Below are 18198 nucleotides of genomic sequence, written 5' to 3' on the forward strand. Positions count from 1 at the left end.
ACAAGCATACGGAAGTGCTGAATGCGTATCCTCATCGTAGAAGATGAACAGAAGATCGCCGAGCTGATCGCGGATGTTCTGGAAGGCGAGAGCCTGATCCCCGAGATCGCCAACGACGGAGAGCAAGGCTGGTTTCTGGGCAGCACCGAAAGCTATGCGGCTGCCATCCTTGATATCGGCCTGCCCAAACGTGACGGCCTATCGGTCCTGCGCGCATGGCGAGACGAGGGGCTGGACCTGCCCGTCATTTTGCTGACCGCCCGCGCAAACTGGAACGAGCGGGTCGAAGGGATCGACGCAGGCGCCGACGACTATCTGGGGAAACCCTTCCAGATGGAAGAGCTGGTCGCGCGTCTGCGTGCCCTGCTGCGCCGGTCCGGCGGTCAGAAAGCGACGATCCTTGAAGCCGGGGCGCTTCGGGTCGATTTGCGGCAAATGCGTGTCTCGGTCGACGGGCGTCCGTTGAAGGTCACACCCTTGGAATATCGGTTGCTGAACTATCTTCTGCATCATCGCGGCGAGGTGGTGACACAGGAAGAACTGGTCGAGAACATCTATTACCGGGATCAGGAACCTGACAGCAACGCAGTCGAGGTTCTGGTCGGCCGCCTGCGCCGCAAAATCGGCGGCGGTGTAATCGAAACACGGCGCGGATTTGGGTACATGATCGCCGGGGAAGACGCATGAAGCTTTCCCTAAGCCTTCGCTTGTTGCTGGCAGCGGCCATGACAACGGCGATTGCCTTGGTGGCGACGGCCATCGTCTTTAACTTCCTGTTCCGGCTCTATTTCGAAGACCGCGCGCGGAGCGAACTTGAGACCTATCTGATCCAGCTTAGCGGCAATGTCTCGGCCAATACCGCGGGCGAGGTCGAGATCATTCCGATCCCCGATCCGCGGTTTAATCAGGCCTTGTCCGGTTACTACTGGCAGGTGCAGATCGACCGGGACGAGCCGCTTCTGTCGCCGTCCTTCTGGGCCGCACCGCTGGAACTGGCGCGCCCGCAGACCGCAGGGTTGATCACCTATACCGATGTAACCACCGGATCCGGCGATGCCGTCGCCGTCGCCAGCTGGATCATCACGATGGGCGAAGACGACACACGGAAAGAGGTCTTTTTGGCGGTCGCCATCGACCGTGCAGACTTGGATATGTCGGTCGCGCGGTTCACAACGAACTCGGTCTTCTGGCTGGGCGTCTTGGGCTTGTTCCTGATGAGCGCAAGCTGGTTTCAGGTGCGCCTTGGACTTAAGCCGCTACAGAAAATCCGCTCCGAGATCTCGCGTGTGTCCCACACCCCGAACGGGCGGCTGTCGTCGGAATATCCGTCCGAAGTTCTGCCGCTGGTCGAAGAGGTAAACCAGCTTCTGAACGTCAATGCCGAAGCGTTAGAGCGCGCCCGCTCGCGGGCGGGCGATCTGGCCCACGGGCTGAAGACTCCCCTGACGATCATGCACGGGATCGAGCGCAAGGTGCGGCGAACCGGAAACGATTCCTTGGCCGACGATCTGATGACGGAAATCACCAGCATTCAACACATCGTCGAACGAGAGCTTGCCTCGACGCGTGACAGTCATCAAGCGCTGCTGAAATGCGACGCGGGTCCGATCATTGACCGCCTGCACAAGGCACTTGGCCGCCAACCCGGCGCCGAACATATAAAGTGGGACATCGACGTACCCAGCCCGCTGTTCCTGCCTTTCGACGAATATGATCTGACCGAGCTTTTGGGCAACCTTCTGGACAACGCGGTAAAATGGTCGGACAGCCGGATTTCCGTGCGTGGCGAACAGGATCAGACACAGGTGGCCCTCTGCGTCGAAGATGACGGCCCCGGCATCCCGCAGGAAGAATGGGATGCGGTGCTTGCGCGCGGAACACGGCTTGACCCGGACCAGCCGGGCACAGGCTTGGGGCTGAGCATCGCACAGCGTATGGCGCAGGCGCATGGATGCACCCTGTCGCTGGATTACTCTGATCTGGGCGGCGTGAAAGTGTGTTTGGTACTTCAGCCCGCGATCAACGACGCACCGTAAGCCAATCCACAATGGCGCAGAACTGGTCGATCACTACGGGCAGCAGCGCGTCTGGGAAATCATAGTCCGGGTTGTGCAGCTGCGGCTGATTCACACCCGAACCCACATAAAGCATTGCCGCGCTGGCCCCATCATCTGCGAAGCGACCAAAGTCCTCGGACCACGGCATCGGGGCGGTCATCTCGTGCGTCTCGTGCCCCAGCGCCTGCGCCACATCGCGCGCGATCTGCACGGCGTCTGCGTTGTTAATCACCGCACGGAACACGTCATGCCAATGCAGTTGGACTTTCAGATCGCCCCGCGCCTCGGAAACCAGTGCCTGAGCCTTGGCCATCAGACGCTCCATCCGGTCGTTGGTCACCGCGCGCAGAGTCACCCGCAACTCACCATCCGCTGGCGCAATCCCGAAGGTCGGCTCGCCCAGCTTGGCATGGGTCAGGGTAGAAAGGGCAAAGCCTTCGTCCCCGATCTGGCCCGAGCCCAGCGCCGGAAGCGCCTCCATCAGCGTGGCCATCGCCGCCGCTGGGGACAGCCCGTCCTGCGGTGCCGCCGCGTGCGAGCTTCTGCCCTCGAACAAGATCTGCATCCCGCGCGACGCGCAATTGCCCGGCCCCGACCGCAAGCCGATCTCGCCCAGAGGGCGTCCGGGCAGGTTGTGATAAGCGAAGGCAAAGTCTGGCTTGATCTCGGCCCAGCGTGGATCGTCAATCACCGCCTGCGCGCCTGCCCCGGTTTCTTCGGCGGGTTGGAACAGCAGGATCACTCGGCCACAGGCAGGACGGCGTGCCAGATACATCGCGACCCCCAGCATCGACACCATATGCCCGTCATGGCCGCACAAATGCCCCTTCCCCTCGACCTCGGACCGATAGGGCAGATCCGAGATCTCGCGGATTGGCAACCCGTCCAGCTCGCAGCGCAAAAGCACCGTGGGGCCGTCGGACGCGCCGGTGAACTCGGCCGCCACACCATGACCCCCCAGCCCGCGCCAGATGCGATACGCACCCAGATTTGTCAGCTCGTCCGCGATGACCTCTGCAGTCTCGGCCTCTTCCCCTGAAATCTCGGGGCGGCGATGCAACGCGTGCCGCAGAGCGGTCAGCTGGGACAACTGATCTTGAGACAGGACAGGCATGAAACCCCCATTGGACAAAGCAACAACAGACCCGAAGATCGTCGCAGATCATCTGCGTCGTCAAGCCGGGTTCTTTGGGAACGGGATGGGCAAACAAATGTTCCCCTAACCACGACACGTGTGAAACACCCTGCGCGAAACACTAGATTGCCCCCCACTCCAATCCAAACTTGCCAAGATACTTCCGCAACCGATCCGCGTCGTTCTGCGTCCTGCGCTTACCCCGAGACACCGCAAACAGCACCCGGCCTGCTGCGCTGAGGCTGGAAGAATTGCGACAGGTCCGAATGACCTCGGCCAGTTGCACAAGGTCGAATGGGTCCACGTCAGTCACCGCATCCCCCAACACATCCGCAACCAGTTTGTAGTCGTCGTTTGCATGCGCCGACTGCCAATCCACTCGCAGCGCGTCGATCTCAGAGGACACCATCGTCCGCGTGATCCGCCCTCGGGGTGCCAGCGTGCACAGGCGTCGAATCGAGCCCGAAAAGTCTCGGAAGTTCCCCGGCCAAGGCGTTGACGGATCCTTGGCGAAACTCAAATACATCTCGCGAGCGTCCGAATTGAAGCCAACATTCGTACCCAAATCCCGCTCGCAGCGGTCCAGCTCGTGCAGCAGATTGGCCTCGATATCCTCGGTGCGGCGACGCAATGCGGGCAGGGTGAAGTTCCAGGTGTTCAGGCGGGCCAGAAGGTCTTGGCGAAACTGCCCCGACGCAGCCAGACTGCGCAAATCACGGTTTGCACCGGCGATCAGGTGGAACCGGCTGGAAATCTCGTGATCCGAGCCCAGCGGATAGAACCGCCCGGTTTCAATCGCGTGTAGCAGAACCGACTGCATGTTGGAGTTCAGTTCATCCACGTCGTCCAGAAACAGAACACCGCCATCTGCCTCGCGCAGAAGGCCACTCCGTTCAGTGCCCGCCGTGCCAAGATAGGACCGGCGCTGACCAAACAGGGTTGCCATGGCATCCGGCCCGTTCAAGGTCGCACAGTTCACATGAACCAGCCGCCCCTTGATGCGGCGGCGATCAAGCTTCAGGCTGTGAATGCGCTCGGCCAGCTCGGTCTTGCCGGTGCCGGTTTCGCCCAGCAGCAAGATCGGTTCGTCCGAGTTGCTGGCGACAAGCTCGACCCGGTCGATCAGATCGTTGTACTGCGGATTTCGGGTCTCGATCCCGCCCTTCAACTGGTCACTATATTCCCGCGACAACTGGTCAAACCGCTGCTGCAACGCGTTGTAGCGGCTGAGGTCCAAGTCAATGACATCGAATTTCGGCGTGTCATCTTCCGGACCCGGAGGACCGGTCTGGATCAAGCGCGCGGGCACGTGGCGGCTTTCCGTCAGCAGGAACCAACAGATCTGGGCCACGTGGGTCCCGGTGGTCAGATGCACGTGGTACCGCTCGCGTTCGTCGTCGAACCCATAGGACCGCGCGAAGTCAAACAGCTTGCCGTAGACCTCTTGGAAGTCCCACGGGTCGTTCAGGTCCAACTGCTGCAACAGGACATCTGTGTCGGGCGACTTCTCTTCGATCTCGCGCTTCACCTGCTTGGCCAGACGATTGAACCGCATGTCGTACAGGATCTCGAGCCGATCCACCTTGAAGTGGTCATGGCTGACAAGGCTTAGGGTCGGCCTCCAGCGGCGCTTTTTCCCCATATCCATTTGGGTTCCGAGAAAACCAATCACGACATTCTTCATTGGATTATCCAAATTTATAATAGTCTATATGGCTATATCGTATAAGGCGGCGCGCCGACTGACAATGCTGTGTTTTCTCAAGCATTATCAATACCCTATGCGGATTTGCGATTTTCCTCTCTACGCCACAGTCCCCGTGCCAAAACTCTGTCATTGAAAACAAGACACAAGGATCGACGCGATTGCGAACCGGAAGGCCGAGGGGGAAGAACTCGCTCCGTGCCGGCGCCAAACAAACCGTATCTGCCCATTCAGATGCGCGGCGGGCCTTCCGGTGGGGTTATTTGGTCGCATCTCTGCAAACGAAAATGGAGCGGTCAGGGGACCGCGTAAGTAATGAGGACTGGTGAGCAAATGAAGACGGCTCTTTTTTGCAGCAACTGCAACTCGCGTATTTCGAACTGGCTCGACGAAATCGAGACCATTTCCGAAATGAACCGACTTTGCGACCTGAGGAATGATGACAGATACGTAGAAGAAGTGCACCCGGTTCCAAAAGGGTACGTACTTCGGGTCACTAACAGCGTTCTTGCTGAACGTCAGCGGCTGGTCCCCGGCTGGAACGAGGAAGGACGGTCGGAAGACTGGATGAACCTCGGCGACGTACTCGAGCGCGTTGGCCTTACCGATGATCTGTCACGGCTGAATGGATGTTGCGGGTTGGATGGCGGCGACGGCCCTAACCGCGTCTGTAGCTGCGGCTCTTTGGTTGGAACTGAAAACTCAGATTGCTGGACATGGCATCAATTCGTTCCAAACCCCAAAACGACGTATTGGAAGAAAAATGACTGAAGAAACTCAAAACTACCCCGTGACTGGGGATCATTTGAAAGACTGGGGGCATCGCCCCGGCAAGCAATTCCCTGCGCTTTTGGCGAAGGCCAACGAGATGCGCACGGAAGGGTTTGGGCTGGTCCGTATCCGGCAAGAGCTGGACAGCGAGATTGTGCCGTTGCCTGAAACCATGGATCTGCGTGCGCCGGGGGACGTGTCGTTTCACGAAAACATCGACGTGGGCCATCCGGACGAGGACGACAATGTCGCGAAGGTGCGCGAGACGATGACCGCGCTGATGCGTACCCCGACGATCGAGGCAGGGGCCATCATGCCTGATGCTTGTCCGGCGGGGCCTGTGGGCACCATTCCGGTCGGCGGCGTAGTGGCGGCGCGCAATGCGATCCATCCGGGGATGCACTCGGCTGACATTTGCTGTTCGGTGATGATCACCGATCTGGGCAATGCGGACCCGAAGGCAGTTCTGGATGCGGCGCAGGCGGTCACGCATTTCGGGCCGGGTGGGCGTCCGCAGGGCAAGCGTTTCACCACGTCATTGAAGCTGCTGGATGCGTTTCGTGAGAATCCGTTCCTGAATAGCCCCAAGCTTCTGCGTATGGCGCAGGAACATATGGGGACGCAGGGCGACGGGAACCACTTCCTGTTCGTCGGACGCTCGCGCAAGACCGGGCGCACGGCGATCGTGACCCATCACGGATCGCGTGGGCCGGGGGCCGTTCTTTACAAGCACGGGATGCATGTGGCCGAGAAGTTCCGCAAGGAGTTGTCGCCCGAGACCGCCAAGCAGAACGCCTGGATCCCGGCTGATACCGAGGAAGGGCGCGACTATTGGGAAGCGCTGCAGCTGATCCGCAAATGGACCAAGGCCAACCACAATGCGATCCACCAAGCGACGGTCGAGGCCGCGCGCGTGGGGGATGTGGGCGACCGGTTCTGGAACGAGCACAACTTCGTCTTCAAACGCGACGATCTGTTCTATCACGGCAAGGGCGCGACCCCCGCGTGGAATGGATACGCCGCCGACGCGACGGGCCTGACGCTTATTCCGCTGAACATGTCCGAGCCAGTGCTGGTTGTACGCGGCAAAGATGCGGATCACGGCCTTGGCTTCAGCCCGCACGGCGCGGGGCGCAACTTCTCGCGCTCGGAACACAAGCGCCGCATGGGCTCGGTCACGCCGGATGAGATGCTGAAGGCGGAGACCGAAGGTTTGGACGTGCGCTTCCATGCCGGTGGCGTGGATGCGTCGGAACTGCCGTCGAGCTATAAAAACGCAGACAGCGTGGTAGCGCAGATCAAATCCTATGATCTGGCCGAGATCGAGGACTACATCGATCCCTACGGCTGCATCATGGCGGGCGATGTGCCGCCGTTCTGGATGAACAGAAAAAAGGGGCGCCGGTGACACGGTTTCCGGCGCCGCTATCACGGGCCACCCTTGCAACCAAAGGTCGATCTGGATAGGTCTGGATCGACTATTGGAGCTTTGTTTTATGTATTCGAGATTTGTGGCGATTTTCGCATTTGTTTTTGCAAGCCTATCGGTTCAGGCACAGGCACAAAGTGTCGATCAATATGTCTCCATTTCCCCGCCCGAAGATTGGGTCCTGCATCATCAACCGGCAAGCGGGCCGTTCGATTTGGCGGCGGATGAGGACCGGATCTATCGCTTGGTCGACAAGCAGATGTTGGCGACAGACACGGTCGAAAAATTCTTCTATCGCGATGTGACCAGCCTCCGCAGCAGCAGCGCTGTTGACGATTATGGCTCCATCATCATTGCCTTCAATCCTGTGTATGAAACCATTGCGCTGCACCATGTTCGGATCATCCGCGCGACGGGCGATGTTGTCGACGTGACCCAGCAGGGCGAAATGCAGCTGTATCGGCGCGAGAGCGATCGCGAGCAGCGGATCTATGACGGCAGCCTCGAGCTTGCCTTCCTTGTGCCGCAGCTCAAGCAAGGGGACACGCTGGACTATGCCTATACGGCTCACGGTCGCAATCCCGCCTTGGGGCCGCACTGGCAGTACCGGTTCAGCCATAAATACAGCCGCCCGACCCAAAGAACGCGGGATCGGTTGCTGGTCGCGACCGGAACGCCCGTCTTTCTGAAGGCGCATGGCAACGCGCCCGAGCCGACGATCACGCAACAGGGGGACTTCACGGAATACGCCTGGTCTGCCGAAAACGTACCGGCGCAATCCGTCGAGGATGACATCCCCAAAGGGTATCGCGTCTGGACGTCGACCACCGCCAGCAGTGTCGAATTCTGGAGCGATATCGGCAGGTTCTTTGCCCCGCATTATGACCCGGCCCAGTATCAGAACGCCCAGATTGTCGGGGTCGCCGACGCCATCCGGCTTGCCCATCCCGACGACCCGAAAGCACAGCTGCGCGCGGCGCTGGCCTATGTCCAGAAAGAGGTACGTTATACCGCCGTACAGCTTGGCGTGGGCGGTTTCATCCCCCGAGACCCGGCACGCGTCCTGAGCAGAGGTTTTGGCGACTGCAAGGACATGACGGTTCTTCTGACCTCGATCCTGTATGCACTGGACATCGACGCGACACCGCTTCTGGTGAACACCGACTACGGGGCGGGACTTGGCGACGACATCCCGCGTATCCGCGCCTTCGATCATGTCGTGGTGCGGGCGACCGTTGGCGAACGAAACTACGTCCTTGATCCGACCCGTGGCGAACAGCTTGGCGATCTGGACCATCTGCAACAGGGGCTGTTTGGCAAAGGCGTGATCATCGCCCCCGACAGTGTCGGCATGATCACGACCTATGTCCGGCAGCCTGAATACTACAATGATGTGGTCGACACATTTGATCTGCGAACCGAGCCCGACGCCATCCTGTTCACGTCGAAGGCCACCTATGTCGGGTCCGAGGCAGACGGAATGTTGGACTGGGCAAACTCCGCAGGCGAAGACGAGATCGAAAAAACGTTCTTCGACTATTTCAAGGGGATCTACCCCAGCATCGAAATCACCAGCCCGCTTGAGCTGACTGTTGACGAGACACACGCCTCTTTGACCGTCACCACACATTACCGGCTTCCGGATGAATGGGAAGACGACGCCGAAACAGGTGGCCAAGTGTTCTGGTCTAGCCCCAAAGACCTGCTGTCAAAACTTCCAAAGCTAGAGGAAGACACACGCAAAGCACCCTTTGCAATCGCGCATCCGGTCCGCTTTCGCCATCAGTTGAAATACCTGACGGATCCGTCCTGGGGGTATGAAAACAAGACAGATCTATTCAACACCGCAGCCTTCGACTTGAAGCTTGAAGCGCGCGGAAAACCGGGAACGTCCACGTGGACTTATTTCTATGTCACCAAATCTGATCGCATTCAGTCGAAAACCTGGCAAGATACCCGGCAAGCACTGAAAGACCTCGACGACACGCAATGGATCCGCTTGGACCGCCCGAATGAAGACGCGCTGGTCACGCGCATGGGTCTGGACAGCTTGTCCGACGACGAATGGGCGGTGGTCGTGGCCGTCTATATCATCGTGGTTCTGCTGATCCTGCTTATCTACATAAGCTATCGCGCTTCGCCCGCAGAAGCCGAGATGAAGCTGCAAATCCTCTATCCCGTCTCGACTGCGAAATTTTTGATCATGTCGGTCGGAACCCTGGGATTCTATTCCTTTTACTGGTTCTGGCAAAACTGGCGCTGGCTGCGTGACGTCGACAACCAGAATGTTTCGGCCTTTTGGCGTGGCCTAGTGCTTCCAGCGTTCTGGAACTTCAGCCTGTTCCGCCGCATCGCGACGCAAGCCCCCGCAGCACGGCCTGCCCTGTCGCGCGTCGCAATCCCGTTGGCGATACTGTATTTGCTGATCAGCATCGCAAGCCAAGTTTTTGACGGGGATGACTCGCCCTTGTCGCTGACGCTTATGTTCATGCTGCTGCCGGTATTGGTCGTCCTTCCGTTTCAACGCGAAGTGTTGCGCAAGAACGCCGAAAATCCCAAATGGGTGGCCCGCAACTCGCGCTTTGGCTGGCAGGCGATTGCGGCCCTCATCCTTTTGGCGCCGCTCGTTGCTCTTGTCGTTTACGGAGCGGTTACGGGCCTCTGACATCAGGACCGCCTTGTCCTCCGGTCATTGTCTGCTGACCGCATCACGAACCGGGAAAGACAGGGCGGACATAAGGGTGGAGACAAACCGATCCCCGCCAGAAGCCACAGACTCCAGTTCACTTAGTAGGAAAAGGGGTGGTGCCTCAAGAGGGACTCGAACCCCCGACCTTGTCCTTACGAAGGACCTGCTCTACCAGCTGAGCTATTGAGGCGCACAGGCTGCCGGGCGAATTCCGCTCCGCAGCGTTGGGGGTTTTAGACGCGACACGATCTTTGCGCAAGCAAAAATGGCGTTCGGGGTGGGCAGGCCAAACAGGATCAAGCGGCGACCAAGTGACGCCGCCTGATCTGATCTTTACGCGGCGGGCTTGTCGTCCGCCTCTTTGACAACTTCACCGTCCAGAACGGCGGGATCGTCGCTGACCTCTTCAGCATCTTCAACTGCGTCCACCGGGGCGTCGCCGACGACCAAAGGCAGCATCTCGGCGCCCGTGGGAACGGCACCCTCGGCCTCGGGCGCTTGTTTCCACGCCAGCGTGTCAAAGCCATCGCAGTTGTTACAGACCGGCAGCCAAGCGGCGTGCACGTGGTTGCAGCTTTCGCACACCCACTGCGGCCCTCGCGGTGCGGTTACGGCACGGGCCAGCGTGGCGCGCACATCGTGGTCCGAGGCACCCTCGCCCCGTTCAATCGCCGCCAGAAGCGTCAGCGCACGTTGCGTCGGCATCGTGTCCGGCAGGTCGCCCAGCGCGGTGCGGGCGCCGGGATAGTCTTCGGCTGCGATGTTCAGCTCGGCCAGCAGCATCCGGGTTTCCGGGTTTCCGTCCTGATGCTTCGTCAGCGCACGGAACCGCTTGATCCGCTCGGCTGGGCTTTCATCCGGGGCGATGTCCGCAAAGGCCGCGGCCAGATCCGGGTGCGGCTGCGCCGACCACGCTTTGACCAACACGCGCGAGGCATACTTCGGTTTCCCATCCGCAATATACCCACGCGCGGCCATCACGGCGGCGGGCACCAGATCGGGCGACAGGCGGTTGGCTTCGATCGCGGCGACACGCGCTTCGATCGGGTTGCCTTCCTTCATCACGCCCTTGGCTTCGGACAGCGCCAAAACCGCATCGCGGCGCTTGTGCACGTCACGCGGCAGGGCCCCGTATTTCAGCTTGGCCCCCAGCGTTTTGCGCGCGCCAGCCCAGTCGTTATTCTGCGCCTGAAGGCCCAGCAGCACATCCTGTGTTTCGGTGTGGCGCGGCTTCAGCGCAAAGGCTTTCTCGGCCAGCTTCATCGCGGTTTCGGTGTCGCCCTCTTCCAGCTTCTGCTTCATGATCCCGCGCACGCCAACAAACTGCGTGCGTTCGTCCTTCAACAAACGCTTATAGACCTGAGCCGCCTTGCGCTTGTCGCCGGACATCTCTGCGGCCTGCGCGGTCAGCAGGTTGGTCAACTCGGGACGGCGCAGATATTTCTCGGCCCGGGCGGCTTTCGACATCGCGGTCGAGCTTTCGCCCGAGGCGATTGCCATCATGCCCTCGGCCAGCGCCTCGTATCCCTTGCGTTCACGCGAGCGGTCGAAATAGCGCGAAATCGCGGTTTCATCACCATTCACGAAGCGGACAAACGCAACCAGAAGCCCAAACACAATCAGCGCCAGCCAGATCGCGATCACCAGAAGCACCCCGGCGATGACGGCCTGTAGGGGCTCCATGTTGAATTCAGTCCCGCCAACGGCAATGCGCACGCCACCTTCGGTTTCCATGAGGATCCCAGCGCCCACTGTCAAAAGTGCAATCGCTGCGATGAAAAGGACAATCTTAATCAAAGACCAAAGCATCGGCGGTTCCTCAGTTCGTGTTCATTTGCTGGGACAGATCGGCTGCTGCGGCCAAGGCATCGCGGCGCTGCGTAGCACTTGCGATCCACGGGGCCAGCGCTGGCTGTCCGGCGTCGGGCATCGCGGCCAGTTCCGTCAACGCGGTGTCCAGCTGCCCAGCTTTCAATGCCGCTTCGGCGCGCGACAGGATGGCGTCGGGGTCGTCACCCTCTTTTGGCTCCAAAGACCGCGTGCCCAGCTGAGTGCGGAAGAAGGCCGAGACGCGATCCATCTCGCCCGCTTCCACTGCGGCGCGGATCGAGGCATCGAGCGACGCGCGCGCGGCTTCCGGGAAACTTGTTTGCAGTGATTGCTGCGTGGCCACACCATCCGCCGCAATGGCCGACAACGCATCCGGCGCAGCAAGGCCTGCATTTTCCGTCAGATCAAACAGCGCATCCCCAAAGGGCTGGCCAGTTTCCAACGCTGCATGCACCCGTGCCATTGCGGCACGTGCTGCTGCTGCCCGCGCCGTTTCAGCGGCAGACACTTCCAACGTCTGCGCGTCTTCTTTCTGGCTGGTGATCCGCGCAAGCTCGGTATCCAGCATCTGACGCATTTGCTGTAATTCACGTTCATACGCAGCGGCAGCAGCTGCAGCTGCTTCCATGCCCGAGCCTTGGGGCAGCTTCTCAACCGTGTGAATTCGATTCTCTAGCGCGTCCAGCTTGGCGGTCATCCCGTCAAGCTGCGTGCGCAACTGGTCCATCGTGCCTGCGGTCTCGTCCCGCAGTCGATCCAGCCCATCATCTGCTGCCAAGGCCTGAAGACTGTCGCCCTGCGCGGCGGTGCGGCTTTCCAGACCGGCAATGCGGTCCTGAAGCGCGGCCATCTCGGCGACCATAGGATCCTCAGAAGGCTGACCAAATGGCCATTGATCGGGGAAACGCGCGGCGCCAAATCCGATGGCTGCGGCGACCGCGCCGCCCAAAAGAAGCGGCACAAAGCCGGACCCGCTTTTCTTTGGGTCTGCGGAGATAGGGGCTGGTTCTGCCGGGGTTTCGACCTCTTCAAAGGTCTGCTCAGCAGTCTCTTCAGTGTCAACCTCGTCTTTCGGCAAATCTTCGCCGTCCGCGCCTTCGGCATCCTCGGAAACCTCCGGCGCATCCTGCTCAGACTCCGCCGCGGGCGTGTCCTCAGTCGGGTTGTCAGGAAGAGTATCCTGTTCCTCGTCCAGCTTGGTTTCTTCGACGACGACGGCGTCTTCCACCGTTTCCGCCTGTTCCTTGGCTGTTTTCGGAGACTTGGCCAAAATCACGAACCCCTCGAATCTTGCTCTAAAATGCTGCAGCTGCGTAGAACAGCCTATCGCTTGCTTTGGTGCGGCTCAAGCGACGTGACCGCCCAACGCTGCGACAATCCCGCTCACCATCGCATCACCGGTCGGCGTATCGACAAATTCGGCGGTTTTGCCCGTAGTTGCACGCCACTCTGCTGCAACTGCATCGCTCATACCAATGACTTGGAGGTGCGGCCCCGGTTTCGCAATGGCTTCCGCAACCAAACGCGCTGAACGAGGCGAAAAAAGGGGAAGCAGGGCGGGGTCTTCCCCTTCCAACGCAGCGCGCGCTTCGTCGGTCAGGGGCTGCGCCGCCTGCGCATAGACCTGAAGATCTCGGCACGACAGCCCCGCCGCAGTCATACCGGCCGAAATATCGACCGCTTTATGCGAGCCGCAGAGATGTACATAATTGGCCGATCGCGTGCCCAGCTTCTGCAACAGCTCTTCTGCATTCACCGCGACGGTCTGAACCTGTGCGCCTTGCGCTGTCGCGGCCTCGGCAGTACGCCTGCCGACGCAATGGGCAGAAATGCCGGACAAATCCCACCGCGCCGCATGTTCCGAGGTCAGGATCACCTCAATGTCGTCGGACAGCGCGGGCCAATCCCCAAACGGCTGAATCTGCAAAATCGGCGAGATCACATGCGGCACATCCCGGCCCAGCGCGGTCTCGACCTGCGTCAAAAACCGGTGCGCCGCCGCTTCTGGGCGCGTCAGGACAAGGATTGGGAACTTTGACATATACTGGCCGGGATTGTCTGCGAACTATCTAGGTGTTACCCCGAGCCGACCCGTTCCCGCAACAGATCGCAAGCGTGATGACTGAAACTGATCAACCCCTTACCGTTCTCGGGCTGGAAAGCTCGTGCGATGACACGGCTGCGGCGGTGGTGCGCCATACGCCCGGCGAAACGCCCGAGGTGCTGTCGTCGGTGGTCGCCGGCCAGACCGAGCTGCACGCAGATTTCGGTGGCGTCGTGCCGGAAATCGCCGCGCGGGCGCATACGGAAAAGCTGGATAGCTGCGTCGAACAGGCTCTAACACAGGCGAATATGGCGTTGGCAGATGTCGACGCGATCGCCGTCACCGCTGGCCCCGGCCTGATCGGCGGCGTGCTGGCGGGCGTCATGTGCGCCAAGGGGCTGTCGATTGGAGCGGGCAAGCCCTTGGTCGGTGTGAACCACCTTGCAGGCCACGCCCTGACCCCACGCCTGACGGATCAGGCAGCGTTTCCTTATCTGATGCTGTTGGTCTCGGGCGGTCACTGCCAGTTCCTGATTGCCAAAGGGTCCGACGAATTTACACGTCTTGGCGGCACGATCGACGATGCCCCCGGCGAGGCGTTCGACAAAACCGCCAAACTTCTTGGCCTACCCCAACCCGGCGGTCCCTCGGTCGAGGCCGAGGCAAAGAACGGCGACCCCAAACGCTTCAAATTTCCGCGTCCGCTGCTGGATCGTCCCGGCTGCGACATGAGCTTCTCTGGCCTAAAGACTGCCCTTCTGCGCGAACGTGACCGGCTGGTGGCCGAACATGGCGGGCTTAGGGTGCAGGACCGCGCGGACCTCTGCGCGGGTTTCCAAGCTGCCGTGCGTGATGTTCTGGCCGAGAAATCGCGCCGCGCGCTGAAAGAATATCTATCCCTGAACCCAGCCGACCCCACATTGGCCGTGGCAGGGGGTGTGGCGGCAAATATGGCCATTCGGGGTGAATTAGAGACTGTTTGTGCACAGCACGACACAGCTTTCCTTGCCCCGCCTCTGGCGCTGTGTACTGACAATGCTGCGATGATCGCATGGGCCGGGATCGAGCGGTTCCGCGCGGGGCAGCAAGATGACATGACCCTGCAAGCCCGCCCGCGATGGCCGCTTGACCAACGTGCGCCCGCAATGTTGGGATCAGGAAAGAAGGGGGCAAAGGCATGAGCATTTCGGTTCTGGGCGCAGGCGCATTCGGCACGGCATTGGCGATCTCTCTGGCGCAAAGCGGACGCGCGGTTGGTCTGTGGGCGCGCGATCCGGGCGATATGGCATCCGCCCGCGAAAACACGCGCCGCCTTCCCGGTTTTGCGTTTCCCGACGGCCTGACGGTGCTTAAACAGATCGAGGATGTGCAGACCTCGGACATCATCCTGCTGGCCGTTCCCATGCAAAAACTGGCTGGGTTTCTGGCTGAAAATGCGACCCTATTTCAGGGCAAAACGCTTGTTGCCTGCTGTAAGGGCGTCGATCTGCAATCCGGGCTTGGTCCGGCAGAGATCATTCAGCGGACCTGCCCTTCCGCCACGCCAGCGATCCTGTCTGGCCCCAGCTTTGCCGTGGATATCGCAGCCGGATTGCCCACCGCACTGACCTTGGCCTGCGAAAACGGCGAGGCGCTGCAAGCGGCGCTGTCCACCAACAACATCCGCGTGTATCGCAGCAGCGACCTGATTGGGGTCGAGATCGGGGGCGCCTTGAAGAACGTCGTCGCCATCGCCTGCGGCATCGCGATTGGCGCTGGGCTGGGCGAAAGCGCCCGTGCGGCCCTGATGACCCGTGGCTATGCCGAAATGCAGCGCTATGCCGCCCTGAAGTGTGCGCAGCCTGACACGCTGTCGGGCCTATCGGGCTTCGGCGATCTGACGCTGACCTGTTCGTCCGAGAAGTCCCGCAACTATAGCTTCGGACTGGCGCTTGGCCACGGCGATCCCCTGCCCGAAGGTACCACCGTCGAAGGGCGCGCGACCGCCAAAGCAGTCTCTAACTTTGCCCAAAACGCCGGGATCGAGATGCCCATCGCGCAGATGGTCGTCGCCGTGCTGGACAATCAACTGACCATAAACGAAGCTGTCGACATGCTCTTGTCACGGCCGCTCAAGGAGGAATGAATGCTCGTAGCCGTCATCTGCACTGACAAACCCGGTGCCATTGAAACCCGCAAAGCCAACCGCGATGCGCATCTGGCCTATATCAAGGACACCGGCGTGGTCGCACAGGCGGGCCCGTTTCTGGACGCCGACGGCATGATGTGCGGGTCACTTCTGGTGCTGGATGTCGATGACATGACCGCCGCACAGGCATGGGCCGATGGCGATCCCTATGCCAAGGCCGGTCTGTTTGCTGACGTGCGCATCGAGCAGTGGAACCGGGTGGTCGGCTAATGGCGTATTGGCTGTTCAAATCCGAAGTCTCGACCTGGAGCTGGGACCAACAGGTCGCAAAGGGTGACGCGGGCGAGGAATGGAACGGCGTGCGCAACTATCAGGCACGCAACCACATGCGCGCCATGAAAATCGGCGATCTTGGCTTCTTCTATCACTCGCAGAAGGAAAAAGAGATCGTCGGCATCGTCGAGGTGATCGCGGAAAGCCATCAGGACAGCACCACCGACGACGAACGCTGGGATTGCGTGGACATCAAAGCGGTGCGCGCCCTACCCAAGCCGGTGACGCTGGCCATGTGCAAAGACGATCCGCGTTTGGCCGATATGGTGCTGGTCAACAACACCCGCCTGTCGGTCCAACCGGTGACCGAGGCCGAATGGGCCATCGTGCTGGAGCTTGCGGGCGACGCTTGACAAACACCCTGCCCGGCTGATCGCATAAGGTCAGTCGAACAGGAGGAAATCATATGTTGGAAGTCATCGTTGCTGCCATTGCGGGCTATGCGTTCGGCGCAGTTTGGTACATGACGCTGTCAAAACAGTGGGTTGAAGCCTCGGGGATCCAAACGGATGACGCGGGCAAACCACAGAACGCATCCGACCCAAAACCCTATATCGTAGCCTTTGTGGGCGCGCTGGTTGTCGCCGGGATGATGCGGCACATGTTCAGCATGGCGGGCATCGATGGGGCGGGCAAAAGCCTGATCGCCGGACTGGGGCTTGGACTTTTTGTGGTCGCACCGTGGATGATCAACAACGTCATGTTCAGCGACCGGTCCAAATCCTTGATCTGGATGGATGGGGGCTATGCCGTTGGGGGCTGCACCATCATCGGGCTGGTTCTGGGTGTGATGTAAGAAACAAGAAGGGGCCCGACGTCTCGGACCCCTTCCTCACCCCACGTGCTCCCTCAGCACCGCACGTGTCTCTGAATTCAAGGTCCGACCGTCCTGGTCTTCGTAGATGAAGCTAGCGCAGGTTTCGGCACCGCGCAATTGAATTGACCGTAAAATACCGTTCAATTGCAGTGGTTTACATTCACCTTCCGTTAAAGACTCAAAAAGCGCGACCCGAGGGGCCGCGCTTTGAAAAGGTCAGGTGTCTGGGCGGTTTAGCCGTAGACGGCCTCTTTGCCGAAATGCTTTACCAGCATGTAGTACACAACGGCGCGGTACTTGTTGCGCTCGCTGCGGCCATAGGTTTCGATCACAGCGTTGATCGCGTCCATCAACTGCGGACCATCTGTCAGGCCCAGCTTCTTGATCAGGAAGTTGTTTTTGACGGTCTCAAGCTCGCTTTCCTGCGTTGCAGCCACGGTCGAGGCATCGTCATTATAGATTGCAGGACCACAGCCAATTGTCACCTTGGTCAAAAGATCCATATCCGGCGACATGCCGCATTTGTTCTTAAGGTCATCTGCATATTTCGCGATCAAGTCGTCACGCTTTCCCATCTGTGTCTCCCAATTTTATGGACGTTCAATGATTTTCATCGAAACTCTAGGCGCAATCAGGATTTCCACAAAGGAAAAGTTTGCCGCAGCTTTCCCCCTATGTTTTTCCGCCTATCTGGCACAGGATGTCGACGACACATATTGCTCAAGGAGAACAAAATGGGCCTTTGGAGTTTCGTAAAAGGTGCGGGTAAATCGCTTTTTGGTGGTGACGAAGCCGCATCCGCTGACACCCTGAACAAAGAAGTTGCCGATCTGGGCATCGACACCTCGGGTCTGGATATCCAGGTCGATGGCGACAAAGTCACCGTCAAAGGCGGCGAAAACCTAAGCGCGGAAGAACGCGAGAAGGTCATTCTGGCCGTGGGCAACGTCGAAGGTGTGGCCGAGGTCGAGGCAGATCTTGAGGACGAGCCGACCTTCCACACCGTTGAAAAGGGCGACACGCTTTGGGCGATCGCAGAAAAGACCCTTGGCAACGGCGCCCGCTATAAAGAGATCTTTGAGGCCAACAAGCCGATGCTGAAAGACCCTGACCTGATCTATCCGGGTCAGAACCTGCGCATTCCCGGCTGATTTCGCTGAAATTACCTTTGATTGCGGCCTCGCACCTGTGGGGCCGCAATTTTATTTTAGATAATCATTGTAAACCGCAACTTTCGACTTGTGACGCCCGCCGTTTCCT

17 protein-coding genes and 1 tRNA gene are annotated in these 18198 nt (G+C 59.9%); 11 read left to right on the forward strand and 7 right to left on the reverse strand.

Annotated elements, in window-relative coordinates:
- Positions 1-21 precede the first annotated feature (21 nt).
- Together MWU53_RS07905 and MWU53_RS07910 are read left to right on the forward strand one after the other, a co-directional pair.
- Positions 22-687, forward strand: coding sequence for a response regulator transcription factor (locus MWU53_RS07905; RefSeq protein ID WP_247092177.1), 666 nt, complete (start codon positions 22-24; stop codon positions 685-687).
- Positions 684-2036, forward strand: coding sequence for a HAMP domain-containing sensor histidine kinase (locus MWU53_RS07910; RefSeq protein WP_247092179.1), 1353 nt, complete (start codon positions 684-686; stop codon positions 2034-2036). Before MWU53_RS07905 ends, MWU53_RS07910 begins: the two co-directional genes overlap by 4 nt.
- On the opposite strand, the gene MWU53_RS07915 is transcribed toward MWU53_RS07910, so the two are convergent.
- Together MWU53_RS07915 and rtcR are read right to left on the reverse strand one after the other, a co-directional pair.
- Positions 2020-3171, reverse strand: a complete 1152-nt coding sequence (locus MWU53_RS07915; RefSeq protein ID WP_348647033.1) for an amidohydrolase — start codon at positions 3169-3171, stop codon at positions 2020-2022. The two genes, MWU53_RS07910 and MWU53_RS07915, sit on opposite strands and share 17 nt — an antisense overlap.
- 142 nt (positions 3172-3313) lie before the next feature.
- Positions 3314-4876, reverse strand: a complete 1563-nt coding sequence (rtcR, locus tag MWU53_RS07920) for an RNA repair transcriptional activator RtcR (protein ID WP_281501333.1) — start codon at positions 4874-4876, stop codon at positions 3314-3316.
- Between the two features lie 354 nt (positions 4877-5230).
- Between rtcR and MWU53_RS07925 the strand changes: the two genes are divergently transcribed.
- From MWU53_RS07925 to MWU53_RS07935, 3 genes are all read left to right on the forward strand, one after another.
- A complete protein-coding gene (locus MWU53_RS07925) occupies positions 5231-5668 on the forward strand; it encodes a hypothetical protein (RefSeq protein ID WP_247092183.1) in 438 nt (145 codons plus the stop codon).
- Positions 5661-7076, forward strand: a complete 1416-nt coding sequence (locus MWU53_RS07930) for an RtcB family protein (RefSeq protein ID WP_247092185.1) — start codon at positions 5661-5663, stop codon at positions 7074-7076. The genes MWU53_RS07925 and MWU53_RS07930 overlap by 8 nt, the downstream gene beginning before the upstream one ends.
- An 88-nt stretch (positions 7077-7164) precedes the next feature.
- The gene (locus MWU53_RS07935; RefSeq protein ID WP_247092187.1) at positions 7165-9762 is read left to right on the forward strand and encodes a DUF3857 domain-containing protein; all 2598 of its coding nucleotides are present in this window, start codon (positions 7165-7167) and stop codon (positions 9760-9762) included.
- 138 nt (positions 9763-9900) lie between these two features.
- On the opposite strand, the gene MWU53_RS07940 is transcribed toward MWU53_RS07935, so the two are convergent.
- From MWU53_RS07940 to MWU53_RS07955, 4 genes are all read right to left on the reverse strand, one after another.
- Positions 9901-9976, reverse strand: a tRNA-Thr gene (locus tag MWU53_RS07940).
- Positions 9977-10119: 143 nt separating this feature from the next.
- Complete coding sequence (locus MWU53_RS07945) at positions 10120-11595, reverse strand: heme biosynthesis HemY N-terminal domain-containing protein (protein WP_247092189.1); 1476 nt, start codon at positions 11593-11595, stop codon at positions 10120-10122.
- Positions 11596-11605: 10 nt separating this feature from the next.
- Positions 11606-12892, reverse strand: a complete 1287-nt coding sequence (locus MWU53_RS07950; RefSeq protein ID WP_247092191.1) for a hypothetical protein — start codon at positions 12890-12892, stop codon at positions 11606-11608.
- Between the two features lie 69 nt (positions 12893-12961).
- On the reverse strand, positions 12962-13657 hold the full coding sequence (locus tag MWU53_RS07955; protein ID WP_247092193.1) for a uroporphyrinogen-III synthase: 696 nt from the start codon (positions 13655-13657) through the stop codon (positions 12962-12964).
- A gap of 77 nt (positions 13658-13734) precedes the next feature.
- Between MWU53_RS07955 and tsaD the strand changes: the two genes are divergently transcribed.
- From tsaD to MWU53_RS07980, 5 genes are read left to right on the forward strand one after another with little or no spacing between them, the layout of a single operon-like run.
- A complete protein-coding gene (tsaD, locus tag MWU53_RS07960; protein ID WP_247092195.1) occupies positions 13735-14841 on the forward strand; it encodes a tRNA (adenosine(37)-N6)-threonylcarbamoyltransferase complex transferase subunit TsaD in 1107 nt (368 codons plus the stop codon).
- Positions 14838-15785, forward strand: a complete 948-nt coding sequence (locus MWU53_RS07965) for an NAD(P)H-dependent glycerol-3-phosphate dehydrogenase (RefSeq protein WP_247092197.1) — start codon at positions 14838-14840, stop codon at positions 15783-15785. The genes tsaD and MWU53_RS07965 overlap by 4 nt, the downstream gene beginning before the upstream one ends.
- Positions 15786-16058, forward strand: a complete 273-nt coding sequence (locus tag MWU53_RS07970; protein WP_247092199.1) for a YciI family protein — start codon at positions 15786-15788, stop codon at positions 16056-16058.
- A complete protein-coding gene (locus MWU53_RS07975) occupies positions 16058-16474 on the forward strand; it encodes an EVE domain-containing protein (protein ID WP_247092201.1) in 417 nt (138 codons plus the stop codon). Before MWU53_RS07970 ends, MWU53_RS07975 begins: the two co-directional genes overlap by 1 nt.
- 53 nt (positions 16475-16527) lie before the next feature.
- Positions 16528-16917 carry a DUF1761 domain-containing protein gene (locus tag MWU53_RS07980; RefSeq protein ID WP_247092203.1) on the forward strand — a complete coding sequence of 130 codons (390 nt, stop codon included), beginning with the start codon at positions 16528-16530 and terminating at the stop codon, positions 16915-16917.
- A gap of 254 nt (positions 16918-17171) precedes the next feature.
- On the opposite strand, the gene MWU53_RS07985 is transcribed toward MWU53_RS07980, so the two are convergent.
- Positions 17172-17513 carry a DUF2853 family protein gene (locus MWU53_RS07985; RefSeq protein WP_247092205.1) on the reverse strand — a complete coding sequence of 114 codons (342 nt, stop codon included), beginning with the start codon at positions 17511-17513 and terminating at the stop codon, positions 17172-17174.
- 159 nt (positions 17514-17672) lie between these two features.
- Between MWU53_RS07985 and lysM the strand changes: the two genes are divergently transcribed.
- Positions 17673-18089: a peptidoglycan-binding protein LysM gene (gene lysM / locus MWU53_RS07990; protein WP_247092207.1), complete on the forward strand. Its 417-nt coding sequence runs from the start codon at positions 17673-17675 to the stop codon at positions 18087-18089.
- Positions 18090-18198: the final 109 nt, after the last annotated feature.

The organism is Aliiroseovarius sp. S1123 (assembly GCF_023015885.1).
Taxonomy (GTDB): Bacteria; Pseudomonadota; Alphaproteobacteria; order Rhodobacterales; family Rhodobacteraceae; genus Aliiroseovarius.